15 protein-coding genes and 1 tRNA gene are annotated in these 19706 nt (G+C 69.3%); 10 read left to right on the forward strand and 6 right to left on the reverse strand.

Translation table 11 applies throughout. From position 1 onward, the window contains the following. Positions 1-71 precede the first annotated feature (71 nt). Positions 72-1616 (forward strand): amino acid adenylation domain-containing protein, encoded by a 1545-nt coding sequence (locus ABD987_RS35910; RefSeq protein ID WP_345404831.1) that lies wholly within the window; start codon positions 72-74, stop codon positions 1614-1616. 78 nt (positions 1617-1694) lie between these two features. Here the strand turns inward: ABD987_RS35910 and ABD987_RS35915 are convergent, their stop codons facing one another. Continuing rightward, the gene (locus tag ABD987_RS35915) at positions 1695-2144 is read right to left on the reverse strand and encodes a sugar 3,4-ketoisomerase (protein WP_345404834.1); all 450 of its coding nucleotides are present in this window, start codon (positions 2142-2144) and stop codon (positions 1695-1697) included. 609 nt (positions 2145-2753) lie between these two features. On the opposite strand from ABD987_RS35915, the gene ABD987_RS35920 reads away from it, so the two are divergent. The 6 genes from ABD987_RS35920 to ABD987_RS35945 all read left to right on the forward strand — a co-directional run bounded on the left by ABD987_RS35920 (position 2754) and on the right by ABD987_RS35945 (position 11243). Next, on the forward strand, positions 2754-4115 hold the full coding sequence (locus ABD987_RS35920; protein ID WP_345404837.1) for a nucleotide disphospho-sugar-binding domain-containing protein: 1362 nt from the start codon (positions 2754-2756) through the stop codon (positions 4113-4115). A 21-nt stretch (positions 4116-4136) separates the two neighbouring features. Beyond that, entirely contained in the window at positions 4137-5729 is a 1593-nt protein-coding gene (locus ABD987_RS35925) for an MFS transporter (protein ID WP_345404840.1), read from the forward strand. A gap of 204 nt (positions 5730-5933) precedes the next feature. Further along, on the forward strand, positions 5934-7187 hold the full coding sequence (locus ABD987_RS35930) for an acyltransferase family protein (RefSeq protein WP_345404843.1): 1254 nt from the start codon (positions 5934-5936) through the stop codon (positions 7185-7187). Then, entirely contained in the window at positions 7184-8365 is a 1182-nt protein-coding gene (locus tag ABD987_RS35935; RefSeq protein ID WP_345404846.1) for an ABC transporter substrate-binding protein, read from the forward strand. The genes ABD987_RS35930 and ABD987_RS35935 overlap by 4 nt, the downstream gene beginning before the upstream one ends. A 265-nt stretch (positions 8366-8630) precedes the next feature. Continuing rightward, a complete protein-coding gene (locus ABD987_RS35940; protein ID WP_345404850.1) occupies positions 8631-9197 on the forward strand; it encodes a dihydrofolate reductase family protein in 567 nt (188 codons plus the stop codon). 1335 nt (positions 9198-10532) lie between these two features. Beyond that, on the forward strand, positions 10533-11243 hold the full coding sequence (locus ABD987_RS35945; protein WP_345404853.1) for a DUF2306 domain-containing protein: 711 nt from the start codon (positions 10533-10535) through the stop codon (positions 11241-11243). Positions 11244-11448: 205 nt separating this feature from the next. Here the strand turns inward: ABD987_RS35945 and ABD987_RS35950 are convergent, their stop codons facing one another. The 5 genes from ABD987_RS35950 to ABD987_RS35970 form a co-directional block, all read right to left on the reverse strand. Further along, entirely contained in the window at positions 11449-12027 is a 579-nt protein-coding gene (locus ABD987_RS35950; protein WP_345404856.1) for a hypothetical protein, read from the reverse strand. Between the two features lie 405 nt (positions 12028-12432). Next, the gene (locus ABD987_RS35955; protein WP_345404859.1) at positions 12433-12603 is read right to left on the reverse strand and encodes a hypothetical protein; all 171 of its coding nucleotides are present in this window, start codon (positions 12601-12603) and stop codon (positions 12433-12435) included. Positions 12604-12871: 268 nt separating this feature from the next. After that, positions 12872-12945 (reverse strand) — tRNA-Arg (locus tag ABD987_RS35960). Positions 12946-13248: 303 nt separating this feature from the next. Further along, positions 13249-13650: a peptidase inhibitor family I36 protein gene (locus tag ABD987_RS35965; RefSeq protein ID WP_345404862.1), complete on the reverse strand. Its 402-nt coding sequence runs from the start codon at positions 13648-13650 to the stop codon at positions 13249-13251. Positions 13651-13835: 185 nt separating this feature from the next. Continuing rightward, the gene (locus tag ABD987_RS35970) at positions 13836-14912 is read right to left on the reverse strand and encodes a LacI family DNA-binding transcriptional regulator (protein ID WP_345404865.1); all 1077 of its coding nucleotides are present in this window, start codon (positions 14910-14912) and stop codon (positions 13836-13838) included. 110 nt (positions 14913-15022) lie between these two features. Between ABD987_RS35970 and ABD987_RS35975 the strand changes: the two genes are divergently transcribed. The 3 genes from ABD987_RS35975 (at position 15023) to ABD987_RS35985 (ending at position 19583) form a co-directional block, all read left to right on the forward strand. Further along, entirely contained in the window at positions 15023-16204 is a 1182-nt protein-coding gene (locus tag ABD987_RS35975) for an MFS transporter (protein WP_345404868.1), read from the forward strand. A 115-nt stretch (positions 16205-16319) separates the two neighbouring features. Next, complete coding sequence (locus tag ABD987_RS35980; RefSeq protein WP_345404871.1) at positions 16320-17504, forward strand: sensor histidine kinase; 1185 nt, start codon at positions 16320-16322, stop codon at positions 17502-17504. A 63-nt stretch (positions 17505-17567) separates the two neighbouring features. After that, complete coding sequence (locus ABD987_RS35985) at positions 17568-19583, forward strand: bifunctional copper resistance protein CopD/cytochrome c oxidase assembly protein (RefSeq protein ID WP_345404874.1); 2016 nt, start codon at positions 17568-17570, stop codon at positions 19581-19583. The last annotated feature ends 123 nt before the right edge of the window (positions 19584-19706 follow it).

Consider the following 19706-nt stretch of genomic DNA (forward strand, 5'->3'; position numbering starts at 1 on the left):
CGCCGGTCCGCGGCCGCCGGTGACGCGGCGCTCCGGAACTCGATCGACGGCACAGCCGAGAAGGGATCCCCATGAACGACGCCCGTACTCTCGACGACTGGTTCACCGCCACGGTGGCGGAGTTCGGTGACCAGACCGCCCTGGAGGTGGCAGGCGAGCGGTTCAGCTACCGCGAACTCGACGCACTGGCCGGTGGACTGGCCGGGGTGCTGGTCGCCGGGCACGGCGGCGCGCCGTCGAGGATCGGGCTGCTGGCCGCGCGCAGCCCGCTGGCCTACGCGGGATACCTCGCGGCGCACCGGCTCGGCGCCACCGTCGTCCCGTTGAACCCCGCGTTCCCGGTGGCCCGCAACGCCGCGATCACCAGGGCGGCCGGGCTCGATCTGGTGCTGGCGCACCAGGAAACGCCGGGGCTGGAAGACTTTCCGGCGCCCGTCGTGCGGGCCGACGCCGGATTGGCCACGCTTCGCGAGGGCTCCGCACCCGTCCTGCCCGGCTCGACGGCCGGTCCGGACGATCTCGCCTACATCCTGTTCACCTCCGGTTCCACCGGGACGCCGAAGGGCGTGCCGATCCCGCACCGCAACGTCTCCGCGTACCTCGACTACGTGATTCCCCTCTATGACCTGGGGCCGGGCGCGCGGGTGTCGCAGATCTTCGACCTCACCTTCGACCCGTCCGTGCGTGACATGTTCCTCGCCTGGGGCTCGGGCGCGACGTTGGTGGTGCCCGGCGGCAACGACGTGCTCGCGCCGGTGCGGTTCGTGAACCGGGCGCGGCTGACGCACTGGTGCTCGGTGCCGTCGGTGGTTTCGGTCGCGATGCGGCTGCGCGGCCTCGCCCCCGGCAGCATGCCGACCCTGCGGTGGAGCGTGTTCTGCGGCGAGGCGCTGACCACGAGCCAGGCGGAGGCATGGCGGGCCGCGGCCACGAACAGCGCGCTGGAGAACAGTTACGGCCCCACCGAGGTGACGATCACCTGTACCGGGTACCGGCTGCCGGACGAGGTCGGGGACTGGCCGCGTCCGGCGAACGGCACCGTCCCGATCGGGACCGGGTACCCGGAACTGGAGACCTTGATCATCGACGACGACGGGCGGCCCGCGGAGGACGGCGAGCTGTGCGTGCGCGGGCCGCAGCGGTTCCCGGGCTACCTGGATCCGGCGGACAACATCGGCCGGTTCGTCACCTTCGACGGTGCACGCGCCGACGTTTACGACGGCTCGGCGCCGTTGACCGAGCGGCACTGGTACCGCACCGGGGACCGGGTCCGGGTCGAGGACGGCCTGCTCGTCCATCACGGCAGGCTCGACCACCAGGTCAAGATCCGCGGCTACCGGGTGGAACTCGGCGAGATCGAAGCGGCGCTCCGGGCACAGCCGGGCGTGCGGGACGCGTTCGTCGTCGCCGTGGCTGGTTCGAACGGCGAGCCGGACCTTGAGGCCGCGTACACCGGCGTCGCCCAGGACGCCGAAATCCTCCTCGCCGGCTTGAGGACGAGCCTGCCCGGCTACATGGTCCCGCGGGGGGTGACGGCGTTCGAGCAGCTGCCGCTCAACCCGAACGGCAAGGTGGATCGGGCCGCGTTGGCCGCCAGCCTGGCCGCGGGCACCTGAGGACACTCCCGACGATCAGGCGAAAGAAGCCCAACGACGGCGTCACCGTCGTTGGGCTTCTTCACATTTCGCGGGGGCTCACGCCGCCAATGCCCTCGCGTCCCGGTTGAATTCGTCGTAGTCCCGGTAGTACTCGGCCTCGTCGTATTCCTGGGACGCCAGTACGAGGCCCACCGAGCCGGGGGTGAAATCGATGATTTCGTTCCACACCATCGGCCCCAGATAAACGCCAACGCTCGGGTTGTCCAGGACGAAGTTCGCCCGCTGGAAGCCGTCGTAGGCGACGACCGTGAAACTGCCGTGCACCGCGATCACCAGCTGGCACTCCCGCCGATGGCCGTGCGCGCCGCGCTCGGCCCCGGCCGGGACATCGTGAATGTAGAACGCCCGCCGCACGTCGAAGTCGAAATCCCGGCCCGGCTGGACGACGGTGAGGCGGCCGCGATCGTCGGCGTGCTCGGCGAGATCGACGAGCCGGCAGGGCGAGATCCTGCCGACCACGGGCTGTTTACGGCCTAACTGTGTCACGGGTTTCATGAGTAACCTTGCCATTCACGTAGACGGTGTGGTGCGGACACTCACGCACTTTCGCGCTTTTCTGTGGCCTCGACCGGTTTCGCGATCCGTGATTGTGTGAGTATCCAGTAAATGGTAAAGTCGAGCCTGTCCCTGAATCGGATCACGGGCTCGGCCGACCTTATCCAGAATACTATGAGGCCCAGAGTCGGCACCATTTTCCCAGACCGGACCCATTGAAAGAAGAAGGGTGCCCGTCGCCGCCTGGGCCGGGAGCGCCCTCGCCCTTCCGCCGGGCGTGGACGTCGCGACCCTGATCGTGCCGGGAACCGGGCCCGAACCGGTGTCGGCGCCCGGCGACATGCGTTTCGCATACCCGAGGACGTGCGTTCCTGACTACCGGCGGTGCTCGCCGCTCACTACCGTCAGGTCAAATGCCCTGAAAACGAACGAGGGAACACCAATGGCGACGACTGGCGAGAACGCGCGCGTTGTGGCTGGGTCCACGCCCTCGCCGCGCCCCGGCACACCGCAGTTCTGAGGTGGTCCGCCGGGATGTCCTCGGGACAGCATGGCGGTCGTACGCGATCCAGAGCGACGCAATGTCTAAGGAGTCCCACAATGCGCGTAGCGTTCGTCATTTGGCCGGCACCGGCACATTTGTACCCGCCGGTTCCGCTGGCGTGGGCGCTCAAAGCGGCGGGCCATGAGGTCTGCATCGCGTCCCATCCGGCGATCGCGGCGGAGACCGCGTCGATGGGCCTGACCCCGGTGTCGATCTGCGACGCCGACAGCATGCCCCCGCTGATGGGACCCGCGCGGCCCTACGTCGAGGAGCGGGCCGACCTCGCGCGGATCACCGAGACGCTGGGCCTCGGCCCGGACGACCCGGATCGGGAGCACTGGGACGTGCTGACCCAGTTCTACGTGCCCTCGATGTGGGAGTTCCTCCCTTACCGCGGCAGCGCGGACGACCCGATGCCCGCCATGGACGGTCTGGTGGAGTTCTGCCGCACCTGGCAGCCCGACCTCGTGCTGTGGGACCCGTCGACGCCCGGTGGCGCGGTGGCGGCGCGGGTGAGCGGCGCGGCGCACGCCCGGTGGTGGTCTTGCCCGGACGTGTTCTGCCGGGGCATGGACCTGGTCGCCGAGGCCAACACCAGGCCGGGCGGTCCGGTGGTGGACAACCTGATCGCCGAAAGCGTGCGGCCGATGGCCGAACGCTACGGCGTCGAGGTCGACACGGAACTGCTGGTCGGGCAGTGGACGGTGAACTCGCAGCCGACAGCGGTCGGCCCGGAGGTCTCCGCGCGGACGTTGCCGGTGCGCTGGATCCCGCATTCGAAGCAGGAGGTCGTGCCCGAGTGGATCTACCCCCGGCCGGAACGTCCGAGGGTCGCCGTTTCGCTGGGGCTGTCCGAGCGGTCGTTCATGGCCGAAGGATGGGCGCACATCCAGGCGCTGCTCGAAGCCGTTTCGGTGCTCGACATCGAGGTCGTCGCGACGCTCAACAAGAACCAGCTCTCGCAGGTCGACAAGATCCCGGACAACGTGCGGGTGGTGGACTTCGTCCCGCTCAACCAGCTGATGCCCACCTGCGACCTGCTCATCCACCACGGCGGCATGGGCACCGTCATGCCCGCGATCGCCAACGGCGTGCGGCAGATCGTCGTCGACTTCGTCGGCCACCAGATCTCGACGACGGCCGAGGGGTCGGGTGAGCGGCTCGGCCGTTCGCGCTACACCCTCGGGCCCGCGCTCGCCCGGTACGTCACGGACTCCGGAGCGGGTCTCGTGATGAACGTCAGCGAGCCGGACCCGCTGGAGATGCGGGAGCAGATCCAGCGAGTGCTGTCCGAGCCGTCGTTCCAGCGGGCGGCGGACCGGCTGCGCACCGACTGGCTGGCCACGCCGAGCCCGAGCGAGCTGGTTCCGGTCCTGGAGCGGCTGACCGACGAGCACCGGCGCCACCAGGCGCGCTGACAGGGAGGATGGGAGACCTCGATGGTCACGGAGTTCACCAGTGAGGCCCGCCCCGCGCGGGCCGGGGCCCGCGAATGGATCGGCCTCGCGACACTGAGCATGCCAACCATGGTGGCGTTCCTCGATCTCACGGTGATGCTCCTCGCGCTGCCCCACATCACCGTGGACCTGGGCGCGAACGCGTTGCAGAGCCTGTGGATCGTCGACATCTACGCCTTCATGATCGGCGCGTCGCTGGTCACGATGGGACGGCTCGGCGACCGGGTCGGGAGGCGCCGGCTGCTGCTGATCGGGGCGGCCGTGTTCGGCGTCTTCTCGACCACGGCGGCGTTCTCGGCCAGTCCGATGATGCTCATCGTCACGCGCGCCGGGCTCGGGGTGGCCGCAGCGACGTTCATGCCCTGCACCCTGGCGTTGATCCGGACGATGTTCCCCGACCCCAAGCAGATGGCCAAGGCCATGGGGATCTGGACGACGGCCGGGGTGGTCGGGCTCTGCCTGGGGCCCACGGTGGGCGGGCTGCTGCTGAACTCGTTCTGGTGGGGTTCGATCTTCCTCATCGCGGTTCCGCTCATGGCGCTGTTGCTGATGACCGGCCGGGCACTGTTGCCCGAGTCCCGCGACGAGAACGCCGCCCGCATCGACCTCGCCAGCGTGGCGCTGTCCCTGGTCTCGATCCTCGGGATCATCTACGGGCTCAAGGAACTGGCCAGGAACGGCTGGCAGGTGACGCCGGTGGTGGTCGCCGTCGTCGGCGTCCTCGTCGGCGTGGTGTTCGTCCGCCGCCAGCGCCGCCTGCCCGATCCGCTGGTCGACGTGACGCTGTTCAGGATCCCGGCGGTCGTCGGCGCGCTGGCCGTGCTGATGGTCACCGGTATCGTCCTGGCCGGCAGCGGCCTGCTCATCGCCCAGTACCTGCAACTGGTCGAGGGACTCAGCCCGCTCGCTTCGGGGCTGTGGATGGTCGTCCCGACGCTGGTGCTGATCGTCTGCGTCCAGTTCTTCGTCCCCATGGCCACTCGGCTGCGGCCGGGCTGGGTGCTCATCGGCGGACTGCTGATCAGCGCCGCGGGCATGCTCGTCGTCTCACGGGTCCCGCCGTCGGGCGGGCTGGTCATCGTCATCGTCGGGGTGTGCCTCATCTATGGCGGCGTCAGCGCGGTCCCCGCGATCAGCAACCAGCTCACCATGTGGGCGACGCCGCCGGAACGCAGCGGTGCGGCCGGTTCCCTCACGACCACCTCGGGCGAACTCGGCAACGCACTGGGCATCGCCGCCATCGGCAGCCTGGCCACCGTGCTCTACACCAGTTGGATGAGCGTGCCGCCCGGTGTCCCCGACGGTGCCGCGGCGGCCGCCAGGGAGGATCTCAGTGGCGCGGTCGCCGCGTCCGGCACACTGGAGCCTTCCTTGGGCGCTCAGTTGGTGACGGCGGCTCGCGAGTCGTTCGGCAGCGCGCTCAACGGTGTCGCGATCGGATGCGCGGTCACGCTGGTGGTACTCGCGGTCGCGGTGTACGCCACCGTGCGCCACGTCAAGCCGATCGGGTCCGAGGCACCGGAACCGGAACCGGCCGCGCCCCGCGATGTGGCGGCCGCGGCGGAACGAAAGTGACTCGCCGGCCGTGACGGCGGCGGTGCTCGGAATTCTTCGTACTCGACGCGATGACGCCTTCCGCGGCATCGTGTCGATCCGATTTTCGCCGGAACGCCGCACCGCCGAGCACCGGGGCGAACCAGCAATCGCGAAGGCGCCGGTACCGGTCCCGAAAACATACCGTTACCCCAAAGAACAGGCCGGTCAGCAAAGGAGTGGGTCGTGAGCGACCATAACAGCGACAGGGCGAAACTCGCGCCCGTCGCCCCTGGCTCCGGTGGCGCGAAAGCACAGCCGTCGACGGCGTTGAACTCGTTGACGGGGCTGCGGTTCATCGCCGCCATCGGGACCTTTCTCTTCCACGCGACGTTGATGGTCAACCCGCTCAACTTCAGTTGGCCGATGATCACCCCGTTCGCCGACGACTCGGTCGCGCAGCGGGTTTCGGAGCTCTTCTCCTACAGCGGTTTCGTCGGGCTTTCCTTCTTCTTCGTCCTCAGTGGATTCGTGCTCACCTGGTCGGCGAGGCCCGGCAGTTCGGTGCGCACGTTCTACCGCCGCAGGCTGGCGAAGGTCTTCCCCAACCACCTCGTCATGTGGGTGCTGGCCATGCTCCTGTTCGCGGGCGGCGTCGTCACCTGGCGGGTGTGGCTGCCCAACCTGTTCCTGGTGCAGGCGTGGTTCCCGGACTTCAAGATCAGCCAGGCGATGAACGTGCCGGCCTGGTCGCTGTGCGCCGAACTGTTCTTCTACCTGTGCTTCCCGCTGCTCCTGCGTCCGATCTCCCGGTTGTCCACGCGCGGGCTGTGGATCGGGGCGGGCGCGATGGTCGCCGGCCTCGCGGTCTACCAGGTGGCCCTGATGACCATCATCCCCGGTAAGACCACGCCCGGACCGCCGCTGCTGGCCGATCTGCAGTACTGGCTCGGCTACCTCTTCCCGGCGGGCCGCCTGTTCGAGTTCGTGCTCGGCATGTTCGTCGCGCGGATCGTTCTCGCGCGGAAGTGGATCCGCGTCGGCCCGCTGCTCGCGACGGTGATCCTGGCGGTCAGCTACGTCGTCACCCTGTTCGTACCGGCGAACTTCGCGCTCAACCTGGTCACCCTGGCCCCGATCGGGCTCGTGGTGGGCGCCTTCGCCAACGCGGACCTGGAGGGAAAGCGCACCATGTTGCGCGGCCGGGTCATGGTCTTTCTCGGCAAGATCTCCTTTGCCTTCTACCTCGTTCAGATGGTGACGGTCTTCTACTTCCGGGCCGTGACGGGCGGCGCGAGGTACTCCGTACCGGTCGGCATCCTGGTCCTGCTCGGTCTCTTCGCCATGTCGATTCTCGGTGGATGGCTGCTGTTCCGGTTCGTGGAGACGCCCGCGATGCGCTGGTGGGGCCGCAAGCGGGACAAGCCGGTGGCGCTGGCCCCGGCACCCGGTGACGACCCGGCCTCCCGCGACGTCGGCGGGGAGCGGAGGGCGGCATGAGTACCGGGCCGGCACAGCGGGTCGAGGTCTTCGCCTGGGCGACCGACGGCAACCCCGACCTGGCCGTCGAGAAGGCGGCGGTCGACGCCCTCGTCGCGGTGTTCGAGGAAAGGTGTCCCGGCCAGGAGTTCGTCAATCCCGTTGCCGGCGGCGGGTTCGCGGATCCGGCCGAGGCCCTCCGGTGCCGGCTGCGGGACAACCCGCCGGACGGGTTCCAGGTGCATCCCGGCGGCGAAGTGGTGGACCACGTCGCCGCCGGAGAGCTCGCGGATCTCGACGAGCAGTTCGCGCGGTGGGGTCTTTTCGACCTCCTGCCGCCGGGCCTGCTCGACGGCATCACCCTGGACGGGAGGATCTACTGTGTCCCGGCGGGCCTCCACCGCCTACTGCTGTGGAGCAACCGGGAAGCGTTGGCGAAGGCCGGACTCGACGACCGGCCCGCGACCTTCGACGAGTTCGTCCACCACCTGGACGCGCTCCGCGCCGCGGGCATCGAGCACCCGCTCGCGCTCGGCGCGAACTGGAACCAGTTGGAACTGCTCGAGGGACTCCTGCTCGCCGAACTCGGGCCCGAACGGTTCGAAACGTTGTGGACCGCGGAGGCCGACTGGTCCGTCGGCGACGTCACCGTGGTGCTGGAGCGTTTCGAGCTGCTGCTGTCGTACTCGAATCCGGACCGCGACACCCTGCGCTGGCCGGACGCGGCGAAGTTGTTGAGCAGCGGCTCGGCGGGCTACCTGTTCCTGGGGGACTGGGTTGTCGGTGAGTTGGAGCGCAACGGGCTCAGTGATTACGCGTATCAGCCGTTTCCCGGCGCCGAGGGAACTTTCCAATGGCTGGGCGACGGGTTCGCGCTGCCCAAGAACGCTCCCAACGTGACAGGAGCGAACGGCTGGCTGGAGACCGTCGCGAGCGCCCCCGGCCAGCGGGCTTTCAACCTCCTGAAGGGATCCGTTCCCGTTCGCGGCGACGTGGACACCGCCGGCTTTTCGGCGTATCAGCGGGAGGCGATCGCGGATCTGCGGCGGTCGCGGCTGGTGCCGTCGATCACGCACGGCTCGGCGTGCGCGATCGCGCGGACGGTATCGGCGATGACCGCGGTGGGCAGGTTCTCCGCGGTGGGTGGTGTCGCGGATTTGCAGGCCGCGATGACGGCGGTGTTTTCCGGCCGAGAATGATCTGTTTTCCACATCGCCGTGGTGTTCGGCGCCGACGCGCCGCACGCGTGGTGTGCACCGGTAACCGGCGAGATCGCCTTCGTTGTTTACCGGTGGTTGATTCAATTTCCGGCAACACCGGGCAATGGTGTTGCGCGCGCACTGGCTGACGCCGCTCGAACGATCTTCCCGGACGTTCGGGCGGCGTCATCCATGTGGGTGTTCGTCACTCAAAGAATTGCATTACAACTAGTCAGGAGGACTCGGTTGTACTACGATGGGCGCCATGCGAAAATTCACAGTTCAGCAATGGGTTACCCTTGACAACATCGTCGCCGAGGAGGACGGCGGGCTCAGTTTCGTCACCGTTGAACCGTTTTCGGAGAAGAGTGACCGCGCCTACGAGGCGAACATGATGGAGTTCATGGACTCGGTCGACACGGTGATCCTCGGCGCGAACACGTACGAGCAGTCCAAGGACTACTGGCCCTACGCCGATGACCAGGGCGACTTCGGGAAGAAGGTCAACAACCTCACCAAGTTCGTGGCTTCGTCGAAGTTGGACGAGGCCCCGTGGGGCGATTTTTCCGCCGCGACCGTGACGCGTGATCCGGTCGCCACCATCCGGGAGCTCAAGGAGCAGGACGGCGAGGGTATCTGGTTGTGGGGGAGCCTGACGCTCATGCGCTCCCTGCTGGACGCCGGCGTGATCGACGAGATCCGGATGCTGGTCTGCCCGACCACCCGCGGTAAGGGAACGCGCCTTTTCGAGGATCGGAAGGACCTGAACCTGGTCGAGGGCACGGGGTACGGGAACGGGCTGGTCGTTCTGCGCTACGAGATCAAGAAGTAGGCAGAGGTTCGTTTCCTGCTTCCCTGCTCGCCGGGGTTGCTCAGGCTTTGGTCGGCACTTGGCGCGTTGGGTGATGCCCAAAACCCCCAGTGATCGAGAAGAAGGACAAGCCGCGACCTGCGTCGTCTGCGTCGCGATAGGCTCGATGAGGGCGACGGTAGTCTGTGCGAAGGATTCGCCAGGACCCGAAGTGTGCGATGGTTCGCTCACCGGTGCTCGAAGCGTGGATATGACGGCGTTGCTTCGCCCGTCTCCTTTGTCGAGTGCTCCGCCTGGTGAATGTTCCGCGGGATGACCGTGTTGCCGCAGCCTGCTGGCCCTTATCGGCAAGTAGCTCGACTCGCCGGTGCGCAGGTGGACCACCTGCGCGTTGAAGCCGGTTAAACCATGCTGCCCTGCGCCGATCACCTCATCGTGGTCGGCGTAGGGCCAGTATGGCTTGGTGGTCCCGGCTACTCGTTCCTCCAGTGCGACCTTGACGATCGGCGTCGACTCGCTGAACACTCGCGACCGTCGACTGCGACGCACTGCGCACTTCACCTCCGGGAACTCCTGTGTTCCGTTCTCTCGGATATACTCCCACATTTCCGGCCTGCCGAACTTCTTGTTCCGCGCGGTATGGGGAAATCGGGTTCCGGATAACCCTCTGGGGTTTTGAATTGTCAATTCTGCTTTTCGGTTGGTGATATTTTCTCGATCCGGATGACGATGGCTCCGGTATCGGCGGCGCTCCAGTGCGTGGCCGGCGCGTACCGGACAATCGAGGAGACGGCGAGAGGTCCGACGCGCAGCACCATATGTTGTATGGATACCTTCCGTGTCGACATCCCCGATCGAGACCCACATTGTCGTCTCGATGCCACCCGATGGGCTACCGACAGGTCGGCGAACTCAACGCTGTGTAGCGATTCGTGACCGAGTTCAAGGGCTCGACTGTCCACTTTGCACACTCGTGGTCGCGGGAACCCCCTGCCCGCGATGCACCGAGTTGAGCGCGATGGGTGCGCGCGTTCGCTCACCAAGCCGAGGGGACATGGGGTGCCTGAAAGCGCTCTCGCTCTCTCATGTGTCCATACCCAGCACGAGAACCATGGCCTCGCGCTGAACGCATCCGGACGCGCCCCGCTGCCCTGCCCTGGTGGCAAAAGAAGCCGGTTCTCGGACACCTCCTGAGAGAGCGCCCGCGTCATGGCGTTCCCGAGGGTTGGTGAGGTCCCGGTCCGGAGGGGCGGCGGATCGCGAGCCGGCATCCTGCCGGCGTGGCCGAGCTCACGCATCCATCGGAACCGACGGGCGTCAGCCCGCGCCGTTACAGCTGAAGGAACGAACGATCCCATGAGCATCACACAGGTGCCACCCCAGTCGACATCGCCCGCGGACAAACCGGGTGCCGCCACCGCCTGGTGGCGCCGCCCCTGGATACTGCCCCTCGCCGCGATCGCCGCCGCGGCGCTGGTCTACTCCTGGTCGACCTACATCACCTTCGACCCCCGGATCGCGACCGCCGCACTGCCGCCCGAGTATCCACTGAAGTACCCGATCCTCATCGCGCACATCACGTTCGGCACGATCGCGGTCACGACGGTCGTCCTCCAGGTGTGGCCGTGGCTTCATCGACGGCATCCCCGCGTCCACCGCTGGATCGGCCGGGTCTACCTCGTCGGCGGCGTGGCGCCCAGCGCCGGGCTCGCCGCGGTGCTGCTCCCCATGATCGCCGAACCTCCGTGGTTCGCATGGGCGTCGCGGGTCGCGCTCGAGGTGCTCTGGGTGGCGACCACGGTGGTCGGCGTCGTGGCCGTGCGCCGTGGGAACGTCAAGGTGCACAGGTGGCTCATGCTCTGCAGCTTCGCGCTCACGATGGACGCCTTCTCCAGCCGGCTCCTCAAGGTCGCCCTGCTGCCGCTGTATCCCGACGTGATCGGCCCCACCGCGTACATGACCATCGTCGGATTGGGCGGCTGGCTCGCCAACCTCGTGCTGGTACTGGCCTGGCTGGTATGGACCTCTCGGCGCCGGCGCCCGGCCGCATTGGACCCGGCAGTTTAGTCACCACAAAAGTTCTTACACCGCAAGCATCCGGGCACTCGGCAAACCGTAGGCGTACGAGCCACCAAGGACCAGACCGGCGGTCACTTCGGCGTCCGCTGTGAAGCGTGGCGCGTTTTCACTACCGCCATCGTCGATGACCGACCCGGAACCTCACGCGACGTCCCGGCCTACCGGACTGGTGCCGGGGCGTCGCCGTGCGTGCTCAGTACTGCCACTCCCACCCGGAACTGTTTGACAAACCACCCGGCGCCAGGAGCAACGCACCAGACTTGTCTTCCGTCTCAAGCTCGATCTGGCCGACGTACTTGCTGTTCGGCGCGTACTCGGTCGGCATTGCCTTCAGATCCGGTACACACGTTCCAGCTTTCGCCGTGTGCGTCGTCCCATCCGATCCCCGAGTCTGGAACGCGAACGGGTTCAGCACCGCCGAAACATTCGACCGGTCCGACGGCGACGAGAAGTTCTCCGTCTGCACAGATACGTCGAGCAGAATCGTGTGCTTCCCAGATGGGCGCGACAACGACGACGTGCACTTCGGATCGACCGTGATCTTCGTGATGTAGAAGGTGATCATGTGTTCGGAGTCGTCCGGAGTGGCGAGGCCGGCGCGTTCGCCGATCTTCTTCGGCAGGAACCCGGATTTCGAAGCGCCGGACGGTGGCGACGGTGAGGCCGAATTCGGCGGCGGCGCCATTGACGGGGGAGCGGCGTTCTGCGCCGGAGTGGTCGGGACGGCGTTGCGTCCGACGGCGACTGCGGCAGCGACGACAACGAAGATCACGGCGAGTACAAGTACACCTCCGCCGACGAACCAGGGCCACCGCTTCTTCGCGGTCCGCGGTCTCGGTACGTCGGCGGGCTCGGGAGTGGATTCGGACATGACAGCCTTTCTCGACAGGGAGTGCTGGGATGTCGCGTAGACCACTGAGGGCGTTACCGAGCGTCGATGGCGTATGCCAGGAACCTGCTGCGGCCGCGAGGCCGGGTGCCCGTGTCCCGCCGAGTGCGAACCACACCGGCGGCAGCACCAGCACGAGGAACAGCAGCGCCACGGCGAGCAGCACCACCTACGCGCGATGAACCATCAGGCGCCGCACCGCCGCGCGGCGGCTCACCGGTGGTCCTCGAGGAGCTCGCGCGCGGCGTCGATCGGGTCGCCGGCGGACGCGGCGAACACCGGTTCCCATCAGCACCCGGTCGAGAGGATATGGAACCGGCGGTCGAGGACATGCGGTTCGGTGAGGAGCCGTGCGGCCGCGTCACGCCATCCGAGATTGAGTTCGGCGGCGAGCGCGCCGAACTCGTGCTGAAGTCGTTCGGTGAGGATGGTGGCCGTCTGGACGAGCTCGGCGGTCACCGTCGCTGTTATCGCTTCGTTGCGATCGGGATGTGATCGGGCATCCATGAGGTGCGCCAGTGCTCGGTTGCCCCGGAACGGATGGCGATGCGGCGCGCGTGATGTCGTGTGCCGGTGATCACACGATCGCCGATGGTGAGCATTGTGGACGGTGCGGTCATCGCGCACCGTCGGGCGTGCTGTGGCGCGGCAGTGGACCATAAGTAGACCATCGCGCTGCGCTGGAGGCGTGCGGCCTGGTCAGGAAAAGCCCTGACCAGGCACGCTGTGCCCTCGGCAGGACTCGAACCTGCGACCTAGAGATTAGAAGGCTCTTGCTCTATCCAGCTGAGCTACGAGGGCCCGCGCCGACGGCTGCTGCCAGTCGCCCAGCAAGCGCAGCTTAGTCGTCGCCAACCTCTCGATCGCTCCACACCGTCGAATCGTTTCAGGTCTCCGACGGAAGTTGTGTGATCTTTCGTCCGGACGGGACGGGCGCCCGCCGCGCCGCGGCCCGCGGCGGCTGTCCGGGGAGTGCCCGTGGGCGCGCCGCGCCGCAACGGCGCGCCCACGGGCGGGGCCGCTTCGGGGGAGCGGCCCCGGGGCCCGGTGCCGCCGCGAGTCGACTCCCCCTGGAGCGGCGGCGTGCCGGGCCCGGCTTGGTGGCTACTCCCAGACCTTCACCGCCCTGACCACGAACGGCGCCCCGGGTACGTAGGTGCCCCCGCCCGGATAAGTGATGAAGTCGCCCTCGGTCGTGCATTCCTTGCTCTGGTAGACCGTGACGTCCCGGCTCAGCAGATTCACGAAGGAATGCCCTTCGAAATCGGCGGGCAGCGGAATGCATTCCTCGGGATTCGCGGTACGCAGGTCGAAACGCTGGGCGTTGCCGCCGTAGCGCTCCTGCGACCACAGGCACAGTTCGCCCTTCTTGCAGGCGGGGCCGGGCTGGGTGGACGCGGCGGGCGCCGCCTGGGCGATCCCCGCGCTGGCCAGCAGGCCGGCGGTGGTCAGCAGCAGCAAGCGGGGCAGGCGGGCGCGCAGGGCCGGGAAACGTCGAGACATCATCAGGAAATCCCCTTGTGGAGTGCGGGGTGAAAGCCCGCGGTGGAAGGTGTGATTCCACGATGACGGGTTTGCGGGGAGTTGTCAGCCCGCATTTCTACTTCTGTGGACAAGTAGTTCGACTTCGCTCGATCAGGGCGAGTTGTCCACAATTCGGCGAATGGCCTTGCGGGCGGATTTCGGCACTGCTAGGCGCGGCCGGTGCTTTCCCGCTGGACGAGGTCCACGGTCACGCGTGCCGGTTCGGGCGGCTCGCCTCCGGCCAGCAGCCGCAGCACGAGTTCCCCGGCGATCCGCCCCTTCAGCCCGAGGTCCTGCCGGATCGTCGTCAGCGCCGGTTCGGACCACCGTGCCGACGGTGTGTCGTCGAAACCGACCACCGACACGTCCCCCGGCACGTCGAGCCCGAGCTGCCGGGCCGCCGCCATCGCGCCCAGCGCCAGCTGGTCGGACATGCACAGCAGCGCGGTCGGCCGGGGTGTCTCGCGGAGCAGCGCCGACGCGGCCGCCATCGCGGCCTCGGTGGACATCCCCGGTACCTCCCAGACGGCCACCTCGGACGCCGCGATCCCCGCTCCGGCCAGCGTGTCCAGGTAGCCGCGCAGCCGTTCGCGCGTGTCGTGGAAAGGGCTGGCCAGCGCCGCCTCGGCGGTCATCCGCCCGCCCCGCACCGCGGAAAGGCACTGTGCGGAGAGGATGCCGAACCGGCGGTGACCGAGGTCCAGCAGGTGCCGGGCCGCGAGCGCGGCCCCGCCGCGGTCGTCGCAGCCCACCCGCGCCGCACCGGGGACCAGCGGCTGGTCGATGACCACGAGCGGCAGCCCGCGCGCGGCCACCGACTCCAGCGCCGGGGTGTCGTCGGCGAGCGAGTAGGCGACGGCGATGTCCGCCTGCGCGGTGAGGACCCGTTCGGCGGGTGGGCCGCCGTGCTCCCCGCCGGGCAGGAGCAGCAGCGCGTGCCCGCCCGGCTCGACGGCGGTCGCGAGCGCGTCGAGCGTGATCGTCAGCGCCGGGTCGGAGAAGGCCGCCGAGAGCGACGCGTCGAGCATGAACGCGATGGCGCCGGTGCGGCTGGTCGCGAGGCTGCGCGCGGTCGGGTTCGGCCCCGGGTAGCCCAGCTTCTTCGCCGCCCGGAGCACCTCGTCGCGCAGCTGGGCCGACAGCTGGTCGGGCCGGTTGTAGGCGTTCGAGACCGTGGCCCGTGACACCCCGACGGCGTCGGCGACGTCGTCCAGTGTCGGACGGCGGCGCCTGGTGCTGGTCATCCCCGCATTCTAGTGCTCCGACCAGCGACGACCGGAAAGCAGATGGACTTTCTGAAGCGCTTAAGTCATTCTGGGCGAAGAACTTTCGGCTGGGGAAGGGAGCGGAGAACATGCGTGATCGGACCGCCGTGTTCGTCGTGTTCGCGCTGGACGGTGTCGCCTTCGGTTCGTGGGCGCCCCGCACGCCCGCGATCGCCGCGCAGGTCCACGCCGAACCGGGCGTGTTCGGCCTCGCCCTGCTGTGCGCGAGCGTCGGCATGCTGTGCGCGGCCACGGTTTCGGGCCGGCTCATCGAGCGCGTCGGTGCGCGGGCGGTGGTCGCCGCGAGCACGGTCGCGGCGTGCGTCGCGCTCGTGCTGGTCGGCTTCGCGGGTTCGGTCCTCCTGCTCGGCGGGGCGCTGTTCGCGATGGGGGCGAGCGTCGGCGCGCTGGACGTCTCGATGAACGTCGCCGGGGTCGCCGTCGAGCGGAGCAGCGGGAAGGCCGTCATGCCGCTCCTGCACGCTGGGTACAGCTTCGGCGCGCTCGCCGCCTCGCTGGCCGCGTCGCTCGCGGCGGGGCACGGCTGGACGCCCGCGCGGCATCTGACCGTGGCCGCCGTGCTCGCGTTCGCCGTCCTGCTGGTCGTCATCCGGTCCGTGCCGGGGACCCGCCCGCGGCACGCCGAGAACCCGGTCGAGTCCCCTTATCCCGTCCCGCTCCGGCGTCCGGTGCTGTGGCTGCTCGCCGCGGTCGCGCTGTGCTCGGCGATCGCCGAGGGCGCGAGCACCGACTGGTCGGCGCTGCTGATGGTGACCGCGCACGAAGTCGATCAGGGCGCCGCGGCACTGGCCTTCTCCGGCTTCGCGCTGGCCATGGCGATCGCGCGGGTCGGCGGTGCCTGGACCCAGCGCCGGTTCGGGGCCACGCGGTCGCTCGTGGCGGGTGCCACGGTCGCCGCGCTCGGTTTCTTCTGCGCCGCGGTCGTCCCCTCGCCGGTCTTCGGCTACCTCGGCTTCGCCCTCGCGGGTGCCGGGCTGGCGGCCGCCTTCCCGCTGGCGCTGAGCCTGGCGGGCGACGCGGGGAAGCGATCCGACGGCACCGGCGGCGAGCGGGAGCTGGCGTTCGTCACCGCCATCGCCTACACGGGATTCCTCGCCGGTCCGCCGATCGTCGGCGGGATCGCCCAGGTGACGTCGTTGTCGGTGTCGTTCGTCTTCGTCACGGTGATGGCCGCGCTGATCGTGCCCGCCGCGCTGGCGGCGCACCGGGTCCGCCGTCGAGAGCGGGTGCGCGCGCCCGTGTGCCGTTGACACCCCGGCGCCCGGACGGCAAGCTGACCGCGATGAACTGAGATGAATGCGGCTGGCTCGCAGTTTCAGGGCGGCTGATCGAGGACGCGTCCTCGGTCCGGGGGAGGAAGACGTCGTGAGGGTTCTGCTGCTCGGCGGCGTGGGGGCCGGCCGCGTGGACGGGATCCCGGCCAAAGCGCTCCACGCCGCGGCTTCGTGGCTGGTGCTCGTGCCGGTGGTGTTCCGGTTGGCTTTCCTGGTCCAGTCGCTGTGGTCGGTCGAGGTCGTTCCCGCGCTGTGGCCGGTCGCGGCGCTGTGCCTCGTGCCGGACCTTGCCGAGATCGGCTGGGTGCTGCGCTGGTCGGGGCGCCGTCCGTCGAGCCTGAAGCTGGTTCCGATCGCCGACAGCGGCTACGCGCTGCTACTCAACCTCGGGGCCGCTTCGCTGGCCCCCGCCGGGCACTTCTCCGACGTCGTCTCGCTGACCTGGCCGCCGTTGCTGGGCACGGTGATGATGTGGACGCTGCTGCGCGGCGCGTTCGCCGGCGCGGTGGCGATCGGCGCCGCCGTGGCACTGCGGTACGCGACGGCGGCGTGGTGGCGGTCCGGGCCGCCACCGTCGGTGGAACTGCTCACCCTGCTCGCGGCGCTGCTGACGGCGCTCGCGGTCGTCGTCCTGCTGGGCGTGTCGTTCCGGTTCGCGCTCGGGCTCGGCGAACAGCGGGGGCGCGCCGCCGAACGCGAGCGGCATCGCCGTGACGTGCACGACACCGTCCTGCAGGTCATGGAGTCACTCGCGCTGCCCGCGCCCGCCGACGCCGTCGATCCCGTGGCGAGCCTCGACCAGGTCCGCCGCACCGCGCGGGCGCACGCCCGGCGGCTGCGGCTGTCCCTGGGCACCGATCCCGCCGCGCCCGGGGAAGGGCTGGAACAGCGGCTGCACGCGCTCGCCGCGGACATGGCCGCCGAGGGGCTGCGCGCCGAGGTCGTCACGGTGTCGGCGCCCGGCACGCTCCCGGCCACCGCCGTCGACGCCCTGCACGACGCGGTTCGCGAGGCCCTGCGCAACACGCTCAAGCACGCGGGGACGGCGCGGGCGGTGATCTGCGTGGAAGAGACCGCGGACGGTGTCGGCGTGGTGGTGCGCGACCACGGCGCCGGGTTCGCGGCGGACGCGCGGCGGCCGGGGTTCGGGATCGCCCGGTCGATCATCGGGCGGCTCGCCGAGGTCGGCGGCCGCGCCAGTGTCGAATCCGCCCCGGGGCACGGCACGCGGGTGGTGCTCTGGGCACCGCTCGCGGTGCGTTCTCCCGTCGGGTGACCTGCCCCTCGGCGAGCCACACCGGCTCATCGGGCCGTGCTCCGGACGGCATACCCTCGTGGCGTGTCGTCGAATCCCGTGACCGAACCGGCCGAACCCGCGCAGCGCAAGGCGAGTGTGCTCCCGCTACTGACGGTCGGGGTGGTGATCGCCGCGGTCGTCGCGGTCGGGCTGGTCGCGCTGACCGGGGGAGCGGGGTACCTGATCGCCGGGCTGCCCGATCCCGGGGTCGTCACCCGGTACGGCGTCACGGTGGTGCGGATCCTCGCCGAGGCGTCGTCGGTGCTCTGCATCGGCTCGCTGCTGCTGGCCGCGTTCCTGGTGCCGCCGCAGAAGTCCGGGACCCTCGCCGCGGAGGGCTACGGGGCGCTGCGGGCGGCGGGGATCGCGGCGTGGGTCTGGTTCGCGGCCTCGATCGCCTCCGTCGTGTTCACCGCCGCGGACGGCGCGGGCAAGCCGCTGCGGGAGGTGCTGGCGCCGCAGACCCTGCTCGACCTCGTCGACGCCATCGAGCAGCCGAAGGCCTGGCTGTGGACCGCGCTGATCGCGGTCCTGGTCGCGCTCGGCTGCCGTCTCGCGCTGTCCTGGGGCTGGACCGCGGTGCTGTTCTTCCTCTCCGTCGGGGGACTCGTGCCGGTCGCGGTCACCGGGCACTCGGCCAGCGGCGGCTCCCACGATCTGGCCACGAACAGCCTGCTGTACCACCTTGTCGCGGCCGCGCTCTGGGTCGGCGGGCTCGTCGCCGTGCTCGCGCTCGGCTGGCGGCGGGGCGCGAACCTGAAGCTGGCCGCGGTCCGGTTCTCCAAGCTCGCGCTGGCCTGCTGGATCGTGATGGCGGTTTCGGGCGTGGTCAACGCGCTGGTGCGGATCGGGCTGAACGACCTGTTCACCACCGACTACGGCCTTCTCGTGGTGGCGAAGGTCGTCGCCTTGCTGCTGCTCGGCGTGTTCGGCCAGCAGCAGCGTCAGCGCGGTGTCAAGGGACTGGTCGACGGCGCCGGTGGCGGGCAGCTGCTGCGGCTGGCCGCGGTCGAGGTGCTGATCATGTTCGTCACGATCGGCATCGCGACCGGGCTCGCCAGGACACCGCCCCCGGCGGACGCGGCCTCCCAGCTCTCCACCGTCGAACTGCTCATCGGCTATCCGCTCGAACACGCCCCGACCTTCCTGCGGCTGCTGTTCGACTGGCGGTTCGACCTGCTGTACGGGACCGCGGCCATCGTGCTCGCCGTCCTGTACCTGGCCGGGGTGCGGCGGCTGCGCCGCCGTGGTGACGCCTGGCCCGTCGGCAGGCTCGTCGCGTGGCTGTCCGGCTGCGCGGTGCTGCTGATCGCGACGTCCTCGGGCATCGGCCGGTACGCGCCCGCGATGTTCAGCGTGCACATGGGCACCCACATGCTGCTGTCCATGGTGGCGCCGGTGCTGTTCGTGCTGGGCGGCCCGGTGACGCTGGCGCTGCGCGCGCTGCCGCCCGCCGGGCGCGACGCGCCACCGGGGCCGCGGGAGTGGCTGCTGGCGTTCGTGCACTCGCCGGTCTCACGGTTCCTGACCCATCCGCTGGTCGCGCTGGTGCTGTTCGTGGGCTCCTTTTACGGGCTCTACTTCTCCGGTCTGTTCGACGCGGCGCTCAACTACCACTGGGCGCATCTGGCGATGAACGCGCACTTCCTGCTCTCGGGCTACGTCTTCTACTGGCCGCTGATCGGCGTCGACCCCGCGCCCCGGCGGCTGCCGCCGCTGGGCAAGCTCGGGCTGATGTTCGCCTCGATGCCGTTCCACGCCTTCTTCGGCGTGATCCTGATGAACATGCAGACGATCATCGGGCAGTCCTTCTACACCCAGCTGAAACTGCCGTGGGTCGGCAACCTGCTCACCGACCAGCGGCTCGGCGGGGGGATCGCGTGGGCGTCCGGCGAGGTGCCGGTGCTGCTGGTGCTGATCGCGCTGCTGGTGCAGTGGGCCCGCCAGGACGAGCGGGAGGCCAAGCGCGCCGACCGCCGCGAGGACTCCTCCGGTGGTGCGGAACTGGCCGCCTACAACGCGATGCTCAAGAAGCTGGCCGAGGGCAGGCGGGAGTAGCACAGCCTGGCACGGCGCCCCGACAATCCCGGGCTCGTGGCCTTGCGCATCGCCGGTCTGTCCACAACGACTGTGGTTGTCCACAGATTTCGCCGCGCCCCGTCGCGGACCCTTCCGCCACGG

This window comes from Amycolatopsis samaneae, from assembly GCF_039541975.1.
GTDB classification, from domain to species: Bacteria; Actinomycetota; Actinomycetes; order Mycobacteriales; family Pseudonocardiaceae; genus Amycolatopsis; species Amycolatopsis samaneae.